Annotated in this window: 18 protein-coding genes, 7 tRNA genes and 7 pseudogenes; 8 read left to right on the top strand and 24 right to left on the bottom strand. The window is 35.4% G+C overall.

What is annotated here, in order from left to right; translation table 11 throughout:
* Positions 1-344 precede the first annotated feature (344 nt).
* Entirely contained in the window at positions 345-1,085 is a 741-nt protein-coding gene (gene nfsA / locus UJ203_RS19095; RefSeq protein WP_305934871.1) for an oxygen-insensitive NADPH nitroreductase, read from the top strand.
* A 68-nt stretch (positions 1,086-1,153) separates the two neighbouring features.
* Here nfsA and UJ203_RS19090 read toward each other — a convergent pair whose 3' ends face one another.
* The 3 genes from UJ203_RS19090 to UJ203_RS19080 all read right to left on the bottom strand — a co-directional run bounded on the left by UJ203_RS19090 (position 1,154) and on the right by UJ203_RS19080 (position 4,159).
* A complete protein-coding gene (locus UJ203_RS19090; RefSeq protein ID WP_305934872.1) occupies positions 1,154-1,423 on the bottom strand; it encodes a hypothetical protein in 270 nt (89 codons plus the stop codon).
* A gap of 832 nt (positions 1,424-2,255) precedes the next feature.
* Positions 2,256-2,675, bottom strand: coding sequence for a universal stress protein (locus UJ203_RS19085; protein ID WP_202853918.1), 420 nt, complete (start codon positions 2,673-2,675; stop codon positions 2,256-2,258).
* Positions 2,676-2,692: 17 nt separating this feature from the next.
* Positions 2,693-4,159 carry a SulP family inorganic anion transporter gene (locus UJ203_RS19080; protein ID WP_322013244.1) on the bottom strand — a complete coding sequence of 489 codons (1,467 nt, stop codon included), beginning with the start codon at positions 4,157-4,159 and terminating at the stop codon, positions 2,693-2,695.
* A 218-nt stretch (positions 4,160-4,377) separates the two neighbouring features.
* Here UJ203_RS19080 and UJ203_RS19075 point away from each other — a divergent pair, with 218 nt between their 5' ends.
* Positions 4,378-4,935, top strand: a complete 558-nt coding sequence (locus tag UJ203_RS19075) for a recombinase family protein (RefSeq protein ID WP_305934873.1) — start codon at positions 4,378-4,380, stop codon at positions 4,933-4,935.
* Positions 4,936-5,477: 542 nt separating this feature from the next.
* Here UJ203_RS19075 and UJ203_RS19070 read toward each other — a convergent pair.
* The 6 genes and pseudogenes from UJ203_RS19070 to lrpA form a co-directional block, all read right to left on the bottom strand.
* Positions 5,478-6,002, bottom strand: coding sequence for an NAD(P)H-dependent oxidoreductase (locus UJ203_RS19070; protein ID WP_305934874.1), 525 nt, complete (start codon positions 6,000-6,002; stop codon positions 5,478-5,480).
* 190 nt (positions 6,003-6,192) lie between these two features.
* The gene (locus UJ203_RS19065; RefSeq protein WP_305934902.1) at positions 6,193-6,306 is read right to left on the bottom strand and encodes a phosphatase; all 114 of its coding nucleotides are present in this window, start codon (positions 6,304-6,306) and stop codon (positions 6,193-6,195) included.
* Positions 6,269-6,407, bottom strand: a pseudogene (locus tag UJ203_RS20960) (tetratricopeptide repeat protein); the annotation flags it as partial. The gene UJ203_RS19065 and the pseudogene UJ203_RS20960, both read right to left, overlap by 38 nt.
* A gap of 82 nt (positions 6,408-6,489) precedes the next feature.
* Positions 6,490-7,800 carry an MFS transporter gene (locus UJ203_RS19060; protein WP_305934875.1) on the bottom strand — a complete coding sequence of 437 codons (1,311 nt, stop codon included), beginning with the start codon at positions 7,798-7,800 and terminating at the stop codon, positions 6,490-6,492.
* 192 nt (positions 7,801-7,992) lie between these two features.
* Positions 7,993-8,757: an MBL fold metallo-hydrolase gene (locus UJ203_RS19055; RefSeq protein ID WP_305934876.1), complete on the bottom strand. Its 765-nt coding sequence runs from the start codon at positions 8,755-8,757 to the stop codon at positions 7,993-7,995.
* Positions 8,758-9,103: 346 nt separating this feature from the next.
* The gene (gene lrpA / locus UJ203_RS19050; protein WP_041521128.1) at positions 9,104-9,514 is read right to left on the bottom strand and encodes a transcriptional regulator LrpA; all 411 of its coding nucleotides are present in this window, start codon (positions 9,512-9,514) and stop codon (positions 9,104-9,106) included.
* Positions 9,515-9,776: 262 nt separating this feature from the next.
* Between lrpA and UJ203_RS19045 the strand changes: the two genes are divergently transcribed.
* Together UJ203_RS19045 and UJ203_RS19040 are read left to right on the top strand one after the other, a co-directional pair.
* Complete coding sequence (locus UJ203_RS19045) at positions 9,777-10,778, top strand: LLM class flavin-dependent oxidoreductase (RefSeq protein WP_305934877.1); 1,002 nt, start codon at positions 9,777-9,779, stop codon at positions 10,776-10,778.
* Positions 10,779-10,913: 135 nt separating this feature from the next.
* Positions 10,914-11,021: pseudogene (locus UJ203_RS19040) on the top strand (hypothetical protein); the annotation flags it as partial.
* A 376-nt stretch (positions 11,022-11,397) separates the two neighbouring features.
* Here the strand turns inward: UJ203_RS19040 and UJ203_RS19035 are convergent.
* Positions 11,398-12,336: a DMT family transporter gene (locus UJ203_RS19035; RefSeq protein ID WP_322013238.1), complete on the bottom strand. Its 939-nt coding sequence runs from the start codon at positions 12,334-12,336 to the stop codon at positions 11,398-11,400.
* 269 nt (positions 12,337-12,605) lie between these two features.
* On the opposite strand from UJ203_RS19035, the gene UJ203_RS19030 reads away from it, so the two are divergent.
* The 3 genes and pseudogenes from UJ203_RS19030 to UJ203_RS19020 all read left to right on the top strand — a co-directional run bounded on the left by UJ203_RS19030 (position 12,606) and on the right by UJ203_RS19020 (position 14,946).
* The gene (locus UJ203_RS19030) at positions 12,606-14,081 is read left to right on the top strand and encodes a PLP-dependent aminotransferase family protein (protein WP_322013236.1); all 1,476 of its coding nucleotides are present in this window, start codon (positions 12,606-12,608) and stop codon (positions 14,079-14,081) included.
* 258 nt (positions 14,082-14,339) lie between these two features.
* A pseudogene (locus tag UJ203_RS19025) lies at positions 14,340-14,495 on the top strand (DUF255 domain-containing protein); the annotation flags it as partial.
* Between the two features lie 175 nt (positions 14,496-14,670).
* Positions 14,671-14,946 carry a hypothetical protein gene (locus tag UJ203_RS19020; protein ID WP_322013234.1) on the top strand — a complete coding sequence of 92 codons (276 nt, stop codon included), beginning with the start codon at positions 14,671-14,673 and terminating at the stop codon, positions 14,944-14,946.
* Between the two features lie 337 nt (positions 14,947-15,283).
* Here the strand turns inward: UJ203_RS19020 and UJ203_RS19015 are convergent, their stop codons facing one another.
* The 3 genes and pseudogenes from UJ203_RS19015 to rapI all read right to left on the bottom strand — a co-directional run bounded on the left by UJ203_RS19015 (position 15,284) and on the right by rapI (position 17,765).
* Positions 15,284-16,426 (bottom strand): FRG domain-containing protein, encoded by a 1,143-nt coding sequence (locus UJ203_RS19015; protein WP_322013232.1) that lies wholly within the window; start codon positions 16,424-16,426, stop codon positions 15,284-15,286.
* Between the two features lie 86 nt (positions 16,427-16,512).
* On the bottom strand, positions 16,513-16,632 hold the full coding sequence (phrI, locus tag UJ203_RS19010; RefSeq protein WP_076983188.1) for a phosphatase RapI inhibitor PhrI: 120 nt from the start codon (positions 16,630-16,632) through the stop codon (positions 16,513-16,515).
* Positions 16,589-17,765: pseudogene (rapI, locus tag UJ203_RS19005) on the bottom strand (response regulator aspartate phosphatase RapI). Before rapI ends, phrI begins: the two are co-directional and overlap by 44 nt.
* 380 nt (positions 17,766-18,145) lie before the next feature.
* On the opposite strand from rapI, the gene UJ203_RS19000 reads away from it, so the two are divergent.
* A complete protein-coding gene (locus UJ203_RS19000) occupies positions 18,146-19,030 on the top strand; it encodes a DMT family transporter (protein ID WP_322013228.1) in 885 nt (294 codons plus the stop codon).
* A gap of 21 nt (positions 19,031-19,051) precedes the next feature.
* On the opposite strand, the pseudogene UJ203_RS18995 reads toward UJ203_RS19000, so the two are convergent.
* From UJ203_RS18995 to UJ203_RS18945, 11 genes and pseudogenes are all read right to left on the bottom strand, one after another.
* Positions 19,052-19,198 (bottom strand): annotated as a pseudogene (locus tag UJ203_RS18995) (lipoprotein); the annotation flags it as partial.
* 4 nt (positions 19,199-19,202) lie between these two features.
* Positions 19,203-19,661: pseudogene (locus tag UJ203_RS18990) on the bottom strand (lysozyme family protein); the annotation flags it as partial.
* Positions 19,658-19,993, bottom strand: a pseudogene (locus tag UJ203_RS18985) (hypothetical protein); the annotation flags it as partial. The pseudogenes UJ203_RS18990 and UJ203_RS18985, both read right to left, overlap by 4 nt.
* Positions 19,994-20,210: 217 nt before the next feature.
* Positions 20,211-20,294, bottom strand: a tRNA-Leu gene (locus UJ203_RS18980).
* A gap of 79 nt (positions 20,295-20,373) precedes the next feature.
* Positions 20,374-20,455, bottom strand: a tRNA-Leu gene (locus UJ203_RS18975).
* Positions 20,456-20,466: 11 nt separating this feature from the next.
* Positions 20,467-20,542: transfer RNA gene (locus UJ203_RS18970), tRNA-Lys, on the bottom strand.
* Positions 20,543-20,569: 27 nt separating this feature from the next.
* Positions 20,570-20,644: transfer RNA gene (locus tag UJ203_RS18965), tRNA-Gln, on the bottom strand.
* A gap of 12 nt (positions 20,645-20,656) precedes the next feature.
* A tRNA-Glu gene (locus UJ203_RS18960) sits at positions 20,657-20,728 on the bottom strand.
* Between the two features lie 29 nt (positions 20,729-20,757).
* Positions 20,758-20,848 (bottom strand) — tRNA-Ser (locus tag UJ203_RS18955).
* 5 nt (positions 20,849-20,853) lie between these two features.
* Positions 20,854-20,928 (bottom strand) — tRNA-Asn (locus UJ203_RS18950).
* A gap of 123 nt (positions 20,929-21,051) precedes the next feature.
* On the bottom strand, positions 21,052-21,504 hold the full coding sequence (locus UJ203_RS18945; protein WP_305934883.1) for a SprT family protein: 453 nt from the start codon (positions 21,502-21,504) through the stop codon (positions 21,052-21,054).
* Between the last annotated feature and the right edge of the window lie 28 nt (positions 21,505-21,532).

Genomic DNA, 21,532 nt, shown 5'->3' with positions numbered 1-21,532 from the left:
ATTAAGAGAGTAATGAAAAAGCCCAATTTCTCTATTTTAATACAGAGGAATCAGCTTTTTTATTGGAGATTTCTCAATGTTATAAATCTGCATTTTCCCGATGCTCCCTCACATACTTTGTGTTTTTCTTTTATGTTATTTTCTTTTAAAAAACCTTTACATAATTTAGAACTCTTTCCTATTAATAAGTACAAAAAAATGTACTACGGCAATTTAAATTGCCCTCTTCATAAATTAGAGTGATGATTTTATCATATTGTATACAAGTTACATTATTTTTTACAAATAACCTAATCAAACTTAATCAGCTTGAATCTAATATTTAAGAAAGGAAGAATGTCAATATGAATAATACAATTGAATTACTTTGTAATCATACTTCCATTCGGTCTTTTACAGATCAACCACTCACAAAGGAACAACGAGAAGCAATTTTTAAGGCAGCTAATCAAACTTCATCTTTCAGCCTTCTTCAGGCTGTTTCTATCATTAGAATTACAGATCTAGATCTTCGAAAAAAAGTGATGGAGCTTTCTGGGAATCAGCCTTATATTGAAGAGGCAGCAGAGTTTTGGATTTTTTGTGCAGATTTTAACCGAAATCATCAAATTGCTCCCAATGTAGACCTTGAGTATATTGAATACCTTTTAATAGGTACATTTGATGCTGGGCTAATGGCTCAAAATGCTTTGACTGCAGCCGAATCAATGGGACTCGGTGGTGTATATATCGGTGGAATAAGACTTAATATTACCGAACTAACTGAGGTATTACATTTATCAAAACATGTGATTCCTTTAGTGGGGCTATGCATAGGTCATCCTGCTGAAGAGAAACCTGGACTAAAACCACGTTTGCCTCAATCAATGGTCATGTTTGATAATCACTATCAATCGCTAGATAAGGAAAAATTAGCAACCTATGATAGCCAGATGCGTGATTATTACCAGAATCGTCCTATTAAAGCGCCTTTCACAGTGAAAAAAGTAAAGGGATGGAAAGATCATATTGAGGACCATCTCGAAAGAAGCAAACTCCCCTTCATGCTTGAGTATTTAAATAAACAGGGATTTGCTAAAAAATAAATTTTTTCAAAAGGAAATTTCGGTATTCCATCCAAATAAAAGAGGAAAAGTTTTGACGCTCTTCCTCTTTATGCACCAACTCGAGCTGCGGCAATTCTGAAACCACCATTAGAAGCACTGTCGGTATCTACAAAATGAGTAGATGTTAAGATGCTATTTAATACCATTACTGTCAATAGAATTCGGCTGATCTTTATTTTTCGTCTCGCCTCAATACTAATACGATAATACTCATTTGATAGCTTTAAATTTCCCCGATGATGAAAATAGTGCCCGATTTCGGTAGCAAAATTTTCAACGTCAGCAAACATTTTTCTGTCCGCAATGTTATTCACCATTCGAAAAATAAAGTCCTTCCAAAATTTTATATTTTGCTGTGTATTCCTTATCCCTATTCTTTTTAGCTATCTATTTACCCTGCAAATAATATTTCTGAGCAACATTAAAATTATTTCTTTTCGCCTCAACATGAGCCATAGCAAATAAAGCTTTCGTTAAAAAGCTGTGTTCACGTTTTTCAAAAATTTTAATCGATAAATCTAAATGAATAGCAGCATTATCTTAATTTTTTAATTCCTCATAACAAATTCCAATATTCATGTGAGACATACCAACCAAATGATCAACCTTTATATCCTCTGCAATACCTAAAGCTTTTAAAAATCGCTGTAAAGCCATTTCAAACTCCAAAGAATCAATCAAATTGCCTGCTACAATAAATTGACATCGCAACGACTGGACAGCATATTCATCATAATTTTAAATATTTTTAGTGATCGATCGGCATAATTCATTGAGAATAAGTCTGTGATAAGTTTTGGTGAGCAAGTCTTCTCTCATAGCTGTAATTTCTGTATAAAAAAATACCAAAGGTGTTTAAACCCTTGGTATTATTGGGATGCGGCCGAGAGGACTTGAACCTCCGCGGGTTATTCACCCACTAGGCCCTCAATAAAGTGAATCTGTGTTCTCTATTATAAAACCTTTATATATCAGTGTTTATTTATTTTGATTATGTTGTTTTACAATGATTTATTCATATTGTGGAGTAAAAATGGAGTAGTTTTTTTCATCATCAGAAAGTTACATGACATATCATTGGTGACATGTCTACTAAAATAACCACACAAAAAAACAAGCCGATTTATTCTTAATCGACTTGTTCAACAATTACTTTACGATCAGCACAGGACAGTTCACACGTTTAGCAACTTTATGGCTTACACTGCCCAACACCATCTCCTGTAATGAATTCAATCCCCTGCTTCCTACTATGAGCATATCAAAGTGATTTTCATTTGCATAAGAGACAATTGTGGGTCCTGGTTCTCCATGTTTCATGATTAAATCATGTTGTACACCAGCTTGATCAAATTTTTTTATAACCGGGTCTAACTTCTTACGTCTTTCCATTTCCAATTCTTCAGTACTTGAAGTATGGAGCACTTCACTTTTTGCTTTTGAAAAGTCCTTAACATAAATGATTTCCACTCTTGAATCAGGTACCAGTTTTGCTATACGGATTGCATGTTCTGCTGATCGAATAGAATGTTCTGATCCATCAGCTGCCAACAAGATATTTTTATACATACCCCTTCACCTTCCCCTTAGTGACCTGACGGCTGTGCGTTCGGATTTTTGTAAGTAGCAAGCTTTTCAATCAAATTGTGGCTTGACTCGTTTAAGCCAACCAATTTAACATCTGCATGATGTTCTTTGAACTTCAAGACAACTTTATCCACTGCGGCTACACCTGAATCATCCCAAATATGTGCCTCGGAAAAGTTCATCACGATACGCTCTTTTACATCTTCATATGAAAATGAATTCACAAAATCTTGAACAGAAGCAAAGAACACTTGACCCTTAATGTCATAAACAACTTCTTTATCTGAAACAGAAGAGATATCAACCCTTACTCTTGAAATTTTAGAAGCAAAGAATATGGCACTTAATATGACTCCTACTATTACACCAATGGATAAGTTATCTGTTGCTACAACTGTAATCACAGTAACAATCATGACAACTGTATCAGTAAGTGGGACTTTTCTGAGCGTTCGGAGCGAAGACCAATCGAATGTTCCAATTGAAACCATAATCATAACGCCAACCAGTGCAGGCATAGGAACTTGAACAACCCATTCACCTAAAACGAGTATTAAAAACATGAGGAACACACCAGCCGTAAAGGTTGAGAGACTGCCTCTTCCTCCAGATTTTACGTTGATAACAGATTGACCAATCATCGCACATCCAGCCATACCGCCGAAAAATCCAGCAACGATATTGGCAGTGCCTTGCCCTCGACTCTCTCTGTTTTTATTACTTTCTGTGTCTGTCATGTCATCTACAATTGAAGACGTCAACAGTGACTCAAGCAGACCAACAACAGCTAGAGCAATAGAAGTCGGGAAGATAATTGACAGCGTCTCAAAGTTTAATGGAACATCGGGAATCAAAAAGCTCGGCAAAGCCTGTTTGATTGTTCCTAAATCTCCAACTGTTTGAACATTAAAGTGACCCCAAATAGAAACAACCGTAAGAAATACAATCGCTATTAAAGGACTTGGAACAGCCTTTGTAATAAACGGGAACAAATAAATAATGACTAATGTTATGCCGACAAACACATATGTCATACCAGATATTCCAACAAAATGAGGAACTTGTGCCATGAAAATTAAAATGGCCAGCGCATTAACAAAACCTACCATAACCGAACGAGGTACAAATTTCATTAATCGCGCCACTTTCAGAACCCCAAATATGATTTGGATGATACCCGTCAGGATCGTAGCAGCAAACAGATACTGTAATCCATGATCCTTTACCAACGTTCCCATTAACAAAGCCATAGCCCCTGTAGCCGCAGAAATCATAGCAGGCCTGCCGCCCGCAAAAGAAATCACTACAGCAATACAAAATGAAGCATACAATCCTACCATAGGATCAACACCTGCAATAATGGAAAAACCAATGGCTTCAGGTATTAATGCTAAAGCAACGACAATACCAGCTAATAAGTCCCCTTTTATATTTGAGAACCACTCCATATTTAATTTTTTTAACATAAAATACAGTACACCTCTTTATGATTATTTTTTGTTGACTTCTAACTCTCATAGAAGTCAGGGCCGTTTGTAACTATTTAAAATGTAACAAACAAGAATTCAAATGTCTACGATTTTTTGTACCAAAATAGATCGTTTTTGGAACCACCAGTGTACTCTGCGCTAGCCATCTTATTTTGTTATAATAAAATATACAAAATTCATCAGGGGTTGATGATTTGATTTTTGGATATGCACGTCCGTTTAGTCAAGATCAGGATGTAACAAAACAGCTAGCCGCACTTAAAGAATTCAACTGCGCAAAGATATATATTGAACAAACAAATTCAGCAAAAAACAGACCAGAATTTGAGTTATTATGTAATAGTTTAAATCTCGGAGATACTGTGATTGTTTACAAGTTATACAGCATTGCGGATTCTACAAAAAACCTAATTGATATCATTCAATTCTTTAAAACAAAACAAATCGACTTTATTTCAGTTTTAGATAAAGTGGACACCTCCATAAAAGGTGGCTCCATTTTCTTTGATTTTTTAGAAAGAGTCAGCGAATTTCAATTTGATATTATTAGTGAAAATACAAAGATTGGAATTCAAGAGGCAAAATTAAAGGGGAAAAATACAGGGCGTCCGAGAAAACCTGACCATAATGTCCGCCGTGCTATGGAGATGTATCAAAGCAAACAATACACCATTCAGCAAATCACCAAAGAAACGGGCATCAGTAAAACAACATTATATCGTTACTTAGATAATTGGAATGATTTTGAGTAAGTTATTTCATTCCATTCTTGAGATGTAGTTGAAAAAAAATACCTTGTTGAGGCAGATCATTTAATTGTCTGTCTTTTCATTTTGCGAAGGCTCTAAGAGAACATAACATTCAGTGTGGTTAAGACCTGAAATTGGTGGCAAGTCATGAACTCTTAAAGGAGATTTAATTAATCTAAAGTAAAAAAGACACCAATATGATTTGGCATCTTCGTATAAATCGAGTCCCTCAACCTAGTAAAAACCTATCATGGGTTACAAAAGCTTTTAATCAAAGCATCTGTTTATTTTATTTACACCTATTTTCATCATTTTTTATGAATTCTGGGCACAAATTGGGCACCTATTAGAGACCAACGGAACTCTACATTTCATCAAGCAATATGTACTCATTGCCCTGCTGTAATTAATTTTAAGCCCTTGGCTCTATGCCCCCCTGCACTCAGTATTCGATGTAACTTTGAAATAAAGTTTGATTAAAATCTATCACAAACCCTTATTTTTACAACACATAATTTGTTTCAGCTTCCCTCGCGAATACCGGATCAATGCTCAGCTTTAAGATAGTCAACCAATTTCTCCGCACTGTTCTTAACATCTTCTTTTGAAAGGTGAAGTGTCCCATATTGTGTAAACGTAGGAAGAAAACGCATTCCTATATAGTTAGCAGTAACTTGAAACGGTCTGATAAGCTCGCTGATCGTGATATTATATTCTCCGCCTGCTTGATAATCAGATTCCTTTGCGCCTAAGGAGATAGCTAAGAGTAGTTCTTTTCCATGCAATTTAGTTCCTCCAGTTCCATAAGCCCAGCCATGTGTTAACACATCATCTTCCCATTGTTTGAGTAACGCGGGACTGCTGTACCAATACATTGGGAACTGAAAAACGATACGCTCATGATCTAACAGGAGCTGCTGCTCTTTTTCTACATCAATGATAAAATTAGGGTATTCACCGTACAGGTCATGAACCGTAATGTCATTCTCTTGCTTTAAACGATTCATCCAGGTTTTGTTGACAACAGACGTTTCCAAATTAGGGTGTATAACGATAACTAATGTTTTCATTTGACTGATTATCCTTTCTTCGCCGATTGGTTATTATTGCTTTTACGATAATGAATTGATTCCAATAGCAACTTTATTTACACTTATTTTATCATTTTTCATGAATTCAGGGCACTAATTGGGCACCGATTACATTTATAGCCCAAAAAAGGCTTAACCTTTTAAAAAAGATTAAGCCTTTTTAGTACCCTCATGCGCCTACCCTATCTGCAGCAACTTTGACTTCTGTACTATGATCACTTTGCAAATAAGTTATTGAAAATGCACTACTTAAAATCACTTCTGCCAATAGAATCCGGCTGATTTTCTTTAATAATCTCCCCTTTTTTTCATTTTTCGTCTTGCTTCAATGCTCATACGATAATATTCATTAGAGAGCATTAAATTTCCTTGTTCATGAAAATAAAGAATCGATCAGGGTTTCCTGCTACAATAAATTGACAAGTGTCTAATTAGGTTCTTTAAATGTATAGCAAGTTATATAAGCTTATGCTTTTTCCAGATTCCCTTTAAAATACCAAATAACTACTGGAATAAGTAACAATGATAAAACGGCTCCAGAAATTGATAGTATTGTATAACTAGAATGTGCAACAACCATTCCTGACAAGGCTCCACCCGCTGCTCCTGATAGTGCTACTAAGACATCGAATGTTCCTTGTGTTTTTGCACGTAGAGATGGATGCGTTGAATCTATAATGAGGGCAGTTCCCGTTAGTAAACCAAAGTTCCAACCTACCCCTAGTAATACTAGTGCTAGGATTAGCAATGATAATGAGTCTGCCGGTGCAATAGCTGCCACCAATCCAGCGGCAAGAAGTGTAGCACCTGAAGCAATAGCCATAGTAGTCCGACCAAACTTATCTACTAATAAACCAGTCAATGGTGAAGGAAGATACATCGCTGCAATATGGAGCCCTATAACTAATCCCACTTCGCTCAAACCATGACCGTGATGTCCCATGTGAACTGGTGTCATTGTCATAATAGCTGTCATGATTAGTTGAGCTAAAATCATAATTACAGCTCCTACCATTATTCCTTTTTTGTTTATAGCAGGATTTTTCAGACTTCCTCCTATCTGTACTTTATCGTCTTTTTTCTCAGCATTCGCAATAGCTGTTGATACAAACAGCGGATCTGGACGAAGAAAAATGAAGAGAATAAATCCAGCAATTATAAAAGCTGCTCCTGACATGATAAACGGACCAGCTAAATTGGGAACACCAATTGAATCTGCAAATTCCCCCATTGTATTAACTAAGTTAGGACCTACTACAGCTCCTAAAGTAGTAGAAACTAACGCCATACTTGCAGCAGTTGCCCGTTGTTTCTCATTTGCAAGGTCTGTCCCAGCATACCGAACTTGAAGATTAGAAGCCATCCCTGCTCCATAAATAAGAAGGGAAACAAATAATAGGGCAACGCTGTTGATTAAAGCCGCAATTATCACACCTATAGCACCTAATCCACCTATAAGGAAACCACCTGCAAGTCCGGCTCTTCGGCCAAAACGCTGTGAGGATGCTCCTATAAGTAAGGCAGCTACGGCAGATCCAAAAGTAAAGAGGGCAGTTGGAATTCCTGCTACATTTTCCGATCCTATCATATCTTGTGCAAGAAGCGCCCCAACTGTTATCCCAGCACCAAGTCCTGCTCCCCCAAAGATTTGTGAAAAAATCAAGATTTTTAATGTTTTTTTATAAAGTTGGTTTTGTTTTTCTGGTGAATCAATATAACTTTGTAACCAAACAGGCTGCTGTGTTGATATATTTGTATCTTTTTTTGTCATTACCATGAATTCTACCTCCTAACGACACATCTTTGTTGCTTTTCAAGTTTTTTTGTCATCATTGGAACATTCCATTTTTGTTATTACGTATATTTAGGATTTTCGATATATTTAAATTTAATATATTCATTATTAGAAGAAGCTCATGATTAGTTTTTATAATTATGAGCTTCTTCTATTTATTTGTCGGTGTTCATATTAAAATGTGTAAGACTCGCCATCTTCTGGTACTAAAATATTACTTGAGAATCCTTTTTCTTTACTAAAGTCTTTTAATTCTTCCCTAGATAGTGTCCAATGGTTAACAGCTTCCATATGAACAGATATAATCTTAGCATGAGGAGCAGCCTTGTGAACTTCATAGATGTCTTCTTTTCCCATAATGAGTGAACCTAATTTTAATATTTGATTGTCTCCACCATTAACCACAATGATTTCTGGTTGATGTGTATGAATTTCGTCTTCGATAGCATCATACCAAACTGTATCCCCAGCTACATATAAAACTTTTTCACTTGGGTGCTTGAATACTAATCCACAAACATCACCCATTAAGTTTAATAACTCTTCTCCTCTACCATGTTCACCATTTGTTTTTACTAATTGGATCCCTTCAAAAACAGTGTCTTGTTGTAGTACTTCTACATTTTTGAAACCACTTGATTTTACTTCTTTTGCATCTGCTTCATTTTGAACAAACATTTTGATGTTTTTTGGCAATACATTTTTTGCAACATCATCAAAGTGATCTAGGTGTAGATGAGTAACAATGACTGCATCTACGCCATCCAGAATGTTATCAATTGATGTTGGCAAACTCACCAAAGGATTATATAGATCTTGTCTGATCGTTTCAGGGAAAGTCGCGTACGTACCTTTCTCTGCTAACATAGGATCTATTAAAAATTTTTTATTTGCGTAATTTACAACAATTGTTGCATTTCGAATTTGTGTAATATTCATATTTACAACTCACTTTCTTTTTTATTTGTCTTACTTCGACAGAGTTAAGTGTATAATATCAGCAGTGTTCAAATACATAGATAAAAAAAAGTGTTTTAACTCTTTGACTTTATTTTCGAAAGGAATTAACGTTCAAATACAGATAAAAAATGATAGAGAAAGTATGTCATAATAGCCAAATTACAATGAAGATCTGGGAGAGAGTACATTTAACATAGCCAGCAGCTGCAGTTCCATATGTATAAAAAAAGCCCTAGCTTGGTAAATTTCATATCCAAACTAGGGCTTTTTTAGAGCAGATATATATCGTGTTATATGACCACACATCTCCGTTTTATAAAGTTAACTATTTACCAATAACAATCGACACTTTATAGTTTGCATGTTTGTTTAAGTCATTTAAAAATTGATCTAATACCTCGTTTGAGGGAAATTTACATTCAAGCAAATAGCAACCATCTCCACTAACTTTATAATTGTTTATGACATAGTTACCTTGTGTTTCTATAAAAGCTAAATAAGGCTGATGATGGATTTTTTCGATATAAATATTAAGAAAAGCATGTATAGAGAAGCCTAATTTCACTTGATTCACTTCAATACTACATCCTTTTATTATGCCATTGTCTAATAACTTTACTACTCTTGATGCGGTTGCTGGTGCAGTGAGATGTACTTTTTCCCCTAATTTTTTCATTGTAAGGCGACTATTTTTAGACAGCTCATCGAGTATTTTTTTATCTGTTTCATCAATCATTTTCTTGTATCCTTTCTGAAAAAATAAGATGTATTTTACATAGTTTGTTCGCTGTACAATTTTTTTATGTTTGCTTAAAACTTTAAAAATAAAGTGAAATGGTGAAATCACTTTACTTTCCCTATGTATTGATCGATTGAGAAAGTATATATTTATTTGCATACAAATCAAAAGAGGAATGTACATCATTTTATATGAGACATTTATTTAAAATGTTTTTCCATTGATGTTGTATAAGTTCATTATTTTTAGAGGTGAAATTATGAAAAAATTTGATATATCTGTTTTATCAGTTGCTCCATTAAGACAAGGAGAAACCATGAAACAAGGGATTGATTCTGCAGTGTCATTAGCTAAAGCTGTAGATCATATGGGCTATAAACGGATTTGGTTTGCAGAGCACCATAATCACGACGCTTATGCAAGTGCAGCAACCGTATCAATTGTACAACATATATTAGCAAATACAAAGGACATTCGCGTAGGTTCAGGGGGTATTATGTTGCCAAATCATTCCCCATTAGTCGTAGCGGAGCAATTTGGAACACTTGAAACATTATATCCAAATCGTGTAGATTTGGCATTAGGACGCGCACCTGGAACGGATCAAAAAACGGCCGATGTGATTCGTCGTTCCAACCATAATGGCGTGTTTTTCTTTGAAAGAGAAGTAAATGATATTTTGCGTTTTGTTGGGGATAAGAGTGTGCAGGGAGAGGTTCGCGCTTATCCGGGTATTGGAACGCATGTGCCTGTATTTGTATTAGGATCCTCAACGGATTCAGCGGAAATTGCTGCAAAGCTTGGTTTGCCCTATGCATTTGGCGCTCAATTTTCACCTCATGCGATGGAAGAAGCACTCGCTATCTATCGAGAAAATTTCCAACCGTCTTCTTATTTACAAGAGCCTTATGTGATCGCTTGTATTAATGTGATTGCAGCAGAATCTATGGAAGAGGCATCTTTTATTTCTGCAAGTCATTTGCAGGTGTATATTGATATTTACACAAATAATTTAAGTAAGCTTATTCCACCCACTGAAAACTTCCTAGAATCGTTATCACAGTTTGAATTAGAAATTCTCCATAGTCGACTGGGGTATACAATCATGGGTGATTCAGAAACAATTCGTCGCGAACTAATTGAATTCCAACAAATGTATCAAGCAGATGAATTAATTGTGTTGTCTAATATTTACGAACTGAGCAAGGAAATTCAGTCTTACGAGATTTTAAAACATGTTGTGGATGAGTTGTTTGAATAAAGAATGGAGCAACTTTAGAAGTCGAGTCAGTTGTATTAGCTTATGTTCTTTAACAATCGGGTGCGATTGTTGAACAAGAAAGAAATGGGTAATGCATATTAGTTATATATAATATGTGTCACCCTTTATTTTTTTGAACGATTAGGACATAGTTCCGTTTCTTTTACAATGAATACTTACGGACATCTTTTTCCTAATAAACAGGAGGAAACTGCCGACCGTTTGGATGATTACTTTAAGTAACTGGTGAGTTTTGGTGAGCAAGTCTTCTCCCATAGCCGTATTTTCCGCACAAAAAAATAATACCAAAGGTGGTTAAACCCTTGGTATTATTGGGATGCGGCCGAGAGGACTTGAACCTCCACGGGTTATTCACCCACTAGGCCCTCAACCTAGTAAAAACATATCATGGTTTACAAAAGCTTTTATTCAAAGCATCTGTTTATTTTATTTATACCTATTTTCATCATTTTTCACGAATTCTGGGCACAAAATGGGCAATATTTTTAGACTATAAACAACTAAATATTATACACATGCCACTAATGCCAATAACCACTATATCACTTTCAACATTCAAAAGTTTCCATCCAATTTAAAAAAGCTGGCGAGAGAAAGTTTATCCCACACTCTTTTTAGTATTGTTAATCCGTCTATGTTTTTCACCCCACAGTTTTCCAATATAACCTGTACCAAATAGAACACCAGCTACAATAAATACAAATCCGATTAATTGTGAAGTTGTAATTGTTTCATTTAAAAAAATAACGGAAAATACCAGACCAAAAAATGGAACAAAGTTGTTAAATATAGCTGTTTGACCTGCACCTATCCGCTGGATAGCTGCATTAAAAACAATATATCCAATTCCAGTTGCCACTAACCCAGATACGATAAATAAAAAGTAAGTAAATAAAGATGCAGAAGTCATTTCATTGACCCCGCCAGGTTCGGTTATAAAACTAATAATCAACAATCCAATTGAGCCAGCTAGGTACATTATTGTTGTTACCTGTTTTGAATCAAGTGTTTCTGTTGCCTTTTTTACGAAAATAAAACTAATGGCTTGGACAAACATAGCAATAATTATAATTAATTCTCCCTGAGATAATTGCATGTTACTAAATGACCCACCCTGAATAAAGAAGACGCCGGTTAATGCTAGAATAAAACCAAGCACTCGTAACTTTGTTAATTGTTCACCTAAAAAGAGAACAGCAAGTATTGCAGTTGTCAGTGGAACTAATGCAAGAATTAAAGAAGCATTCGAAGCATCAATCATTGTTAAGCCTACTGCTATTAGCAAATGGTGTAAGATGACACCAAATAACATTCCAAGTAATGTATAGATCCATTCCTTTTTCGATAAACGACGAAATGATTTCCCCAGAACGATTATGATTAATGCTGTAATCCCAGCCATCATAATTCGAAAAGCTGTCATTGTTTGAGGGGGTAAATCTTCCACCAATACTTTAATTATAACAAGATTAAGTCCCCAAATAGCAGTAACAAAAAACACTAAACCGTAAGTTAGTAATAAGGGTTTTTGATTCACAAGTTACTCCTCCATTTTCCAATTGTAATGCTATGTTCAACTACAAATGCCATATTACTTTAACATTTGTATAACACTCAACACATTTCTATAACACTTACCCTTTGTGTTTTCATCTGTGGAACTACTGTATGGAGACTTGCTTAATAGCATTTTATTCTTATGTATGAATAATTTTCATTCAAGGGTTAAAATAAATATATTAAAATCTGCTATATGAAATAAGTCTATAACACTAACCAAATGTATAACACTTAGGAGGATTTCTGGTGCGAATTGATATTCAAAGAAATAGAGGGGAATCACTATCTAAACAAATATATCAATCTATTGTTGACCGAATCCGTTCAGGACTTTTGGAAGAGGGATCGAAATTACCTTCTGTACGTAGTCTTTCCAAACAACTGGAAGTAAGTTTGGTTACAGCTGTCAAGGCGTACAAACAATTAGAACAAGATGGATTTGCTACTTCTATCCAAGGAAAAGGTACTTTTGTAAAAGCAAAAATAAGCGAGAAAAAGAAAGTAGAAGCAATACCTTCATACGATTGGCAATTATCACTTCAAGATTATCTACCAAGATCCCAGTTTGCTCGTTATCATATTGCTCCTCAAAAAGTTCATCTTTCATCGTCCATGATAGATCCTAAACTACTTCCAAACAGATATTTTGAGCATGAGGTACAACAGGTTCTTTCTGAGAATCCAGAGTTATTGTCTATGTACGGGAATATTCAAGGTGATAATCAACTAAGGAGTGAAATGTCTGCCTATTTAAAAAGGTCAGGGGTTACTTCTACACCAGAAAATATCTTAGTTACAAGTGGTCTTCAACAAAGTATAGATCTTGTTGCTCGTACATTTGTTGGACCTGGGGATGTGGTAGTAATGGAAGCACCGACATACCCGGGGGCAATTGATATTTTTCGGGGAAGAGGTGCTACCATACTTACGGTGCCTGTTGATAAAGATGGAATGCGAATAGATATACTCCAAAACGTATGTGAAAAACATAAACCCAAAGTTATCTTTACGATTCCTACATTTCATAATCCAACAGGTGTTGTTATGTCTCTAAAACGACGTAAGCAGTTACTTGATATAGCCGGGAGTATTCATAGTATTATTGTGGAGGACGATCCATGCAGTGAGATTTATTTTGAAAAGAAACCACCTGTCACCCTTAAAAGCATGGATCAGTTTGGTAATGTAATTTATTTAAGAGGATTGAGCAAAACGATTGCTCCGAGTTGTAGAATAGGAATATTAACAGCTTCTGGCTCTATTTTCAATCGTTTATTAGCTGCAAAAGCAAATGCTGATTTAGGAAGTCCTTTACTTACACAAAAGGCTATTCTTCCCTTGATTAACTCTAAAAGAATGATAGATCACTCAAAGAAGTTGAGGACGGCTCTAAAAATCCGAAGAGATTTAGCTCTTGATTTACTTACAAGTCTTTCTCCTGAGGGTGTATCTTGGACGATACCAGAAGGAGGATTAAATTTATGGATCAGTTTGCCTTCTTGGATTAATAGTCATCTTCTTTTATCAGAAGCAAAAAAACAACAGATAACATTTTTACCAGGATCAGCATGTTATCCAGTAGGGCAAGAAAATAATCATTTGCGTATTAGTTACTCATATATAAATGAGGAACTATTAACACATGGAATTACAACATTATGTAATATCTTTCATGCTGCAATTTCATCCCAAAAAACAAGTGAAAATAGGCCAAATTTTTAAAGTAATCATTGATAATATAAACTGAATTTTAGATCTCATCCTTCACTCCTAAGAATCTTCGAAACAGCTTATATTACGAAGATTCTTAATCCGTATTTAATATAAGTGACCACAAGTCCTCAATAATATTCAAATGTCTAGTGTTCATTAGACGAGTAGATAAAGTCTAATCTAGATAATTTAATAAGGAATAAACTAAACTCCATTATGGTAAAGTATAAATAACAAGCAATAGTTAAAATTGAAAGAAGATATCCCATGACAAATAAAAGTAAATCCCATAGATTAATCGTTGAGAAGTCTCCTTATTTACTTCAACATGCTCATAATCCTGTGAACTGGTTCCCTTGGAAGGAAGAAGCATGTGAAAAAGCGAAGTGCGAAAACAAGCCTGTTCTATCTATTGGGCATAGTTAGCCTTGGCTAATCTAAAGAAAATGCCATTGGTGGCAGGTCTGCTAAAGTAACCAAAAAATACATTCAGAGATCCAACTTGTTTACAATCACAAACAAATTTGATAGCTTTCAGAGAGATTTTTTTGGAATATTATGATAGTATTATTAAAAATAATAATAGGCGGTGCAAAAGTTGGGTTTATCTCTCTTAGGTTTTATGAGTATTATGTGTGCTTTACTTGTTAAGACTAATAAAGATAAATACATGTGGTTAGTTTCTAAGGCTGGATTTAAAAATAATTCAAAAATTGCTATTTCTTATTATTCAATTCTAGGAATATTTTTAATAATTGGTGATTTCGTTGATACCCCTTATGTTACATACTTCATATTACCTTTATTTGTTTTATTTCTCTCTTTACTAACAATTCTTGGGCTTAACTTAAAGAAGAATAATGAGGCTTTCTAAGACAAAAAAAGGACAACATATCGTTGTCTTTTTTCATTACAAATTTCTTTTATAATATGAGCGCTATTGATTCCAATATCTATACTGACCAGCCTCGGTTATCCTACTCGTCATTGATGGCAAAGTCATGAACTCCTAAAGGAGATTTAATAACACTAAAGCAAAAACAAAAAAGATACCAACAATATGATTTGATATCTTCATCTAAATCGAGTCCCTCAACCAGTAAAAAAACATACATTTATAAAAGCTTTTATTTAAAGCACCCGGTTATTTTATTTACACTGATTTTGATCAATTATCATTATCATGAAATTCTGGGCACCAATTGGGCACCTTAAGACATTGTTTTGTAAAAATCCGATATAACAGAATAATCCTCTGAATAATCCCAGTAGTATTCCCCATCTTTTGAGTTACCAATCGGAAGAGGTTTAAACAACTCATTTAATGTAGGTCTAATCCACTGAGCTCTCATTATCCAATTTGCATTTTTGTAATCCTCACCACTTTTCGCTATGTATATCCAGACAACATCTTGTGACTTTTGATAACCATTTATTATCGTTTTACAAAAGACTTTAATTTGTTCTATGTCCCCAGGCTTTTCCAACACTACCACCAGTAAAAGACGTTTTGCAGCACCCGTGGATAAGTCCTGAGTATTAACAATCGTATAAATATTTTCCTTAGCATAGTTTCTGTATTTGTATTTTTCTCTTAGATAATCCCCTACTGAGGGTAATTCAGGGTATATAAAAGCTTTATTTATCCCTATATTATCTAACTCTTGTTTAACTATTTTTTTATATTCATATGGGATTCGGATTTTAACCGTAATGTCACTTACTAAAGGCATAATATTTTGACCTAGCGTACCATTAGGAGACATTTCGTTACAACAAATAGCGAATGTACCTTTTTGATTTGTGATTCGAATATTTGTTTTATCTTCATTTTGACTATATTTTATAAACGCCGGTTTTGTTGAATATTGAGTTATTTCAGGAATGGTAATGATCTCGCCATAATGTTCTTCATATTTTTTCTGTATAAAAGAGAAGGTATAATCATTAATTTTAGCTAACAATGATAGTAGACGTACATGTTTACAATCTTTCATTTCACCATTTTTATTAAAAATATAAACGATACCATCATTTTTATCATCAACATTCTCTACTGCAAAAAATAAAGCTATAAGTGGATTTACAGTCATGTCAATTAAACGAGTAGGAATATTATAATGTTGCATTTTAGCCAAATAATCAATAGGTTCATGAATGTGTTCGAATTCGTTTGGCATTATCAAAACTGACTCGGTGAAAATTTTATCTTCATTTAATTCATGTCCCTTATCTCTCGAAATACTTGATTTAATATCAGTATAATGAGATAGTTGACCTCTATAATATGTTTCTCCAGTTGAATGTTTTTGTATCATCTCTTTAAATTGCGACAAATTATTTACCTGTTCCATGTCTATTGATTGACTCCTTTGGTTGATTACATTTATAGCCCAAAAAAGCTTAACCTTTTAATAAAGATTAAGCCTTTTTAGTACCCTTATGCCCCTACCCTATCTGCAGCCACTTTGACTTCTGTACTATGATCACTTTGCAAATAAGTTATTGAAAATACACTACTTAAAATCACTGCTGCCAATAGAATCCGGCTGATTTTCATTAATAATCTCCCCTTTTTTAATTTTTCGTCTTGCTTCAATACTCATACGATAATATTCATTAGAGAGCATTAAATTTCCTTGTTCATGAAAATAATCAGCGACTTCAATCGAAAAATTTTCAACATCAGCAAACATTTTTCTCGAAGCCAAGATATGAAAATGCATTCTTTATTAATTGAATATCACCATCAGAAAAAAATAACCCCTCTAATATTTTGAATTTCGCTGAGTACTCCTTATCATCACTTTTATCGGCAATAAATCGCCCTTTCCTAAAGTATATCAAAGCAACATCATAATTTTGTTGTTTTGCTTCAACATAGGTTAAAGTGAATAAAGTCTTTGTTAGGAAACTATGTTTTGATTTTTCAAAAATTTCTAACGCCAAGATTAAATGTTGTGAAGCCTTTTTATATTCCTTCAATTCATCATAACAAATTCCAATATTCATGTGTGACATTGCAAATAAATGATCTATGTTACTTTCCTTGGCAATTTCTAAAGAATTCAAAAATTGTTCCAAAGCTCTTTCATATTCTAAAGAATCGATCAGGTTTCCTGCTACAATAAATTGACAACGCACAGATTGGACGGCGTACTCTTCATACTCTCTAAATATTTTGAGTGCACGATTTGCATAATTCATGGAGAAATACGTTTGTTTCATATAATAATACACATAGGACCCTTTGAAAAAAAACTCTGCTTTTTCTATTTCGTCCTCAACTTCCGACAACTTTGATTCTGCTATTCGATAGGCGCTTATCGCCGTAGTCAATTCTTTACGCCTAAATTCATACATACCTTTAAAAAAATAATAATAGTATTCCAGCATTCCGGTTAATTGCCCTAGCTCTTCAATCTCTTTTATAGTCTCATAAGCACTGTTCAGATCATCTATTTCCTTTGATTCCATATAACTCAACATTATCTCGTGCCTAAATTCCAATAGCTGATAATATAACAATGCATCTTGGTTTTCTTCCATGTTTAGTAATTCTTTCTCTACTTCTGTTTTTATAATCTCTGCTTTTTCAGCTTGATCATTTTTTATTGATGTATACCATTCATTTAACTTTTTTGTAACTAGGTCGTACGGAATTTTATCTTTATCTAAGAAAACACTCCGCAAGAAAATTCCCCCATCCTTACATAAATTGCGCGAATATTTACATTAATTGTATTATGTCAGTACATCCTTTATTTTACAAAGATGAATTGTAAAAAGGTACATTATATCTACTCCTTTGCGGTTTTTTTGCGGTTATACCAATACTTTTGCGACTTAACGCTAAAACCCAATTAAATATACATAGGGGTGTTTACGGTTTAAAAACAAACATTGTATAATGAGAGACAATAATGAAATTGAGGTGAAAATGTATGTTTTTAGCTCCACTATTTGAAAATGATGTTCCAGTAGCACTTCTCCGCCCTTAATGGAGTAAAGTGACTACTTCTCTCCGTTAGGGCAATCATTGACCTAATTTTAAATACGGAGGGAACAAAAAAATGAAAAATACCCTATTAGGTTCTATATATTTAGCTTTAGCCGCTAGTATCTGGGGTGGCATGTATGTTGTGGTTAAGGTTGTTGTCGCAGTAATTCCACCTATTGAATTGGTTTGGATTAGGTATGTAATCGCCATCCTTACACTTCTTATCGTTGGTTTAATAAAGAGACAATCTTGGAAAATTAATAAACACCACCTTTTATTAATTGTCGTCATTGGATTAGTTGGCAACACAATTTCAATTGTCACGCAAGAATATGGAACGATGTTGTCTTCAGCACAAATGGGAGCAATTATTACGTCTTCCACACCAGCGTTTATGGTTATTTTTGCTCGTCTATTACTCAAAGAACCATTGAATATAAAAAAAGGAACTTCAATTTTTTTAGCCACCACAGGCGTATTATTTATTGTTGGAAACGGCCATATTGATACCTCTAATCAAATTGGCGGTATTTCTCTTCTTGTTGCAGCACTTACATGGGCACTTATGTCCGTCCTAATCAAACGCGTTCCGAGTAACTATTCATCAATACTTGTTACAACGTATTCGACTTTTGTTGCCATTGTGGCACTAACTCCTTTTACAAAACCTAGCACGATTTTTACGTCACAATTATTTGACGCTAAAATTCTAGGTGGTCTTTTGTATTTAGGAATTGTTTCAACAGCTTGTGCCTTTTTATTGTGGAACCGTGGACTACAATTATTAAATGCTTCAAGTGGAGGGCTCTTTTTCTTTTTTCAACCTCTAGTAGGGACCTTACTTGGATGGCTTCTGCTGGGAGAACAAATAGGCGGGACATTTTGGATAGGCTCATTTTTAATTCTTAGCGGTGTGTTATTAGTTATTAAAGAGAAAGAAAAAGAAGTAAATTCATAACTAAAAGAAAAGCAAACTATTTCATATAGTTTGCTTTTCAATTAACTTTAGTTTCTTTACTGTTTCTTCATAGTCTATTGTTTTCTTTGATAAACCTAGTCTATCATTCTCTCCGTTTCCAGGCATGCTACCCATTTCTTCATATTTATCACCTAGTTTTTCAAAGTAATCACTTTTTGACATAGTCTATAAATCCAGAACCAAAGTTGTATGCCTGTAAGGTTAAACGAACATCACCGCCAGCCTGTTTAAAAACCTTCTTAAAATGCTTAATACCAACTTCAATCGAACGTTCTGGGTCAGTTATGGAGTTGGGAGGTAAGCCGATACTTTCGGAACTTTGCATGATATCTAAAGAACGCCCACCACTTTCCTGCATGGTGAGCGCCATGATAATATTCACTTGATCAAAAACACCTTCCTGACGGGCGTACTTTTCAAATACAGCCCTAAATCGTTCGACTTCAGGTGCAATGCCAACCGTTTCATATTCGCCATCTCCGCCGCCTATGAAATCGTCTCCCACTTGATTTTCTCTTGAAATCGTCATAATCACTGCGATACATAAAACAAAAAAGAAGATAAAAGGAGCCGAGAACATCAAAGGAAAAACTACCTTTTTACTTATCATCTTGTTCTTTCATCCTTTCTCAGTCGATCTTCAACTTTTGACGAGGTGCGCCTTCCAATATCATTTAAAGACACTTGCTCAAATGTATTAACGCTTTGTTCAGTCCGTTTAATGGTTTGTGATGAAGGCTGTTTTTCTCTTGGTACAGCCTTACTTTTTACCAGCAGGAGCAACAGCCTGTTTTTCCTCAACACGAATACCATCTGAATGAACTTTTGCGGGTTCAGATGGTCTGATTTTACGTTCGTATTGGCAATAGGCTGATTCTCTACTTTTGCAGGGTGAGGGCTTTCAAATCCATACTGCGGTTCAGATTGATTTATCATGACTTTTAATAAAAACACAATACATGACAGCGGAAATAGAACTCCTGCAACCCAGTTGTCTCATGTGTTGGCGGAATAGATTAAATTTGAAATGCAGTTAGAACCCAATTAAATTCAAGACTATAACTTACTTTAGGGAAGTGGGCAGTTTGTGGGCAGTAGACAATTTAAAAACAAGCACAAAAAAATACCAAGGGCGTCAAAACCCTTGGTATTATTGGTATGCGGCCGAGAGGACTTGAACCTCCACGGGTTATTCACCCACTAGGCCCTCAACCTAGCGCGTCTGCCATTCCGCCACGACCGCGTGATCATTAAATTGTTTGTGCTGGTTTAGTAGGCTCTTAACCTAGTAAAACCAATTCGCGTGCACTTTGTAAATAAAGTGCGGGTGAAGGGACTCGAACCCCCACGTCGTAAGACACTAGATCCTAAGTCTAGCGCGTCTGCCAATTCCGCCACACCCGCAAAAAGACAAATGGTGAGCCATGAAGGACTCGAACCTTCGACCCTCTGATTAAAAGTCAGATGCTCTACCAACTGAGCTAATGGCTCTTACTATTTAATTTCATAAAATAAAAATGGCTGGGCTAGCTGGATTCGAACCAACGCATGACGGAGTCAAAGTCCGTTGCCTTACCGCTTGGCTATAGCCCAACGAAAATGGAATGACCCGTACGGGATTCGAACCCGTGTTACCGCCGTGAAAGGGCGGTGTCTTAACCGCTTGACCAACGGGCCGATGGTTGAGAACTTATATCGTAATCTTATGGCGGAGAAGGAGGGATTTGAACCCTCGCGCCGCTTACGCGACCTACACCCTTAGCAGGGGCGCCTCTTCAGCCACTTGAGTACTTCTCCAAATATGGCTCCACAGGCAGGATTCGAACCTGCGACCGATCGGTTAACAGCCGATAGCTCTACCACTGAGCTACTGTGGAATAATGAGACAAGATTCATTATATCAGGCTTGTCATTAAGAGTCAAGAGGTAAATGTTTTTTATTCATCTCTCGTGACGACTTTTATAATGTAACATAGGCTTGCCAGTTTCGTCAACCTTTTTTACGAAAAAATTCTTTTTATTTTCCCGCGGCATTTTCCGCATCTGTATCTGTCAGGATTCATGGCGCGTCTCTTTATATACTGTTGGCCGCATGCCGTACATATATACCTATATGTTTTGTTGCTTTCTGTTTTTTTCTTTAGTGGCGTACAGAAGCGGGGCGCATTGACTTGCTGGAGAAGCGCTCTGAAATCTTTGTCCCTGTGCATGTATCCTTTTCCTTCAAGGTGAAGATGATAATGGCAGAGCTCGTGCTTAATGATGCCGATCAGTTCCTCCCTGCCGTGTTCAATCAAATATTTTCTGTTCAATTCGATGTTATGGGAGGTTAACAGGTATCTTCCGCCGGTCGTTTTGAGCCTGTCGTTGAAAACAGCCTGATGGCGAAACGGCTTTTTGAAGTATGTGTTCGAAATATCCTCTGTAAGCTTTTGCAGCTCTTTGTTATCCATGGTGCACCTCACTAAAAAAACATTGAAC

Source organism: Bacillus sp. V26 (assembly GCF_034296245.1).
GTDB classification, from domain to species: domain Bacteria; phylum Bacillota; class Bacilli; order Bacillales; family Bacillaceae; genus Bacillus; species Bacillus halotolerans.
This window is presented reverse-complemented; position numbering and strand designations above follow the sequence as displayed.

Excerpts from the sequence above, each read along its gene's own strand:
- UJ203_RS19090 (WP_305934872.1), bottom strand. The coding sequence starts at position 1,423 with ATGGTGAATAACATTGCGGACAGAAAAATGTTTGCTGACGTTGAAAAT.
- UJ203_RS19060 (WP_305934875.1), bottom strand. The coding sequence starts at position 7,800 with ATGGTAATGACAAAAAAAGATACAAATATATCAACACAGCAGCCTGTT.
- UJ203_RS19085 (WP_202853918.1), bottom strand. The coding sequence starts at position 2,675 with ATGTATAAAAATATCTTGTTGGCAGCTGATGGATCAGAACATTCTATT.
- UJ203_RS19045 (WP_305934877.1), top strand. The coding sequence starts at position 9,777 with ATGAAAAAATTTGATATATCTGTTTTATCAGTTGCTCCATTAAGACAA.
- lrpA (WP_041521128.1), bottom strand. The coding sequence starts at position 9,514 with ATGATTGATGAAACAGATAAAAAAATACTCGATGAGCTGTCTAAAAAT.
- UJ203_RS19055 (WP_305934876.1), bottom strand. The coding sequence starts at position 8,757 with ATGAATATTACACAAATTCGAAATGCAACAATTGTTGTAAATTACGCA.
- phrI (WP_076983188.1), bottom strand. The coding sequence starts at position 16,632 with ATGAAAATCAGCCGGATTCTATTGGCAGCAGTGATTTTAAGTAGTGTA.
- nfsA (WP_305934871.1), top strand. The coding sequence starts at position 345 with ATGAATAATACAATTGAATTACTTTGTAATCATACTTCCATTCGGTCT.
- UJ203_RS19000 (WP_322013228.1), top strand. The coding sequence starts at position 18,146 with ATGAAAAATACCCTATTAGGTTCTATATATTTAGCTTTAGCCGCTAGT.
- UJ203_RS18945 (WP_305934883.1), bottom strand. The coding sequence starts at position 21,504 with ATGGATAACAAAGAGCTGCAAAAGCTTACAGAGGATATTTCGAACACA.
- UJ203_RS19015 (WP_322013232.1), bottom strand. The coding sequence starts at position 16,426 with ATGGAACAGGTAAATAATTTGTCGCAATTTAAAGAGATGATACAAAAA.
- UJ203_RS19080 (WP_322013244.1), bottom strand. The coding sequence starts at position 4,159 with ATGTTAAAAAAATTAAATATGGAGTGGTTCTCAAATATAAAAGGGGAC.
- UJ203_RS19070 (WP_305934874.1), bottom strand. The coding sequence starts at position 6,002 with ATGAAAACATTAGTTATCGTTATACACCCTAATTTGGAAACGTCTGTT.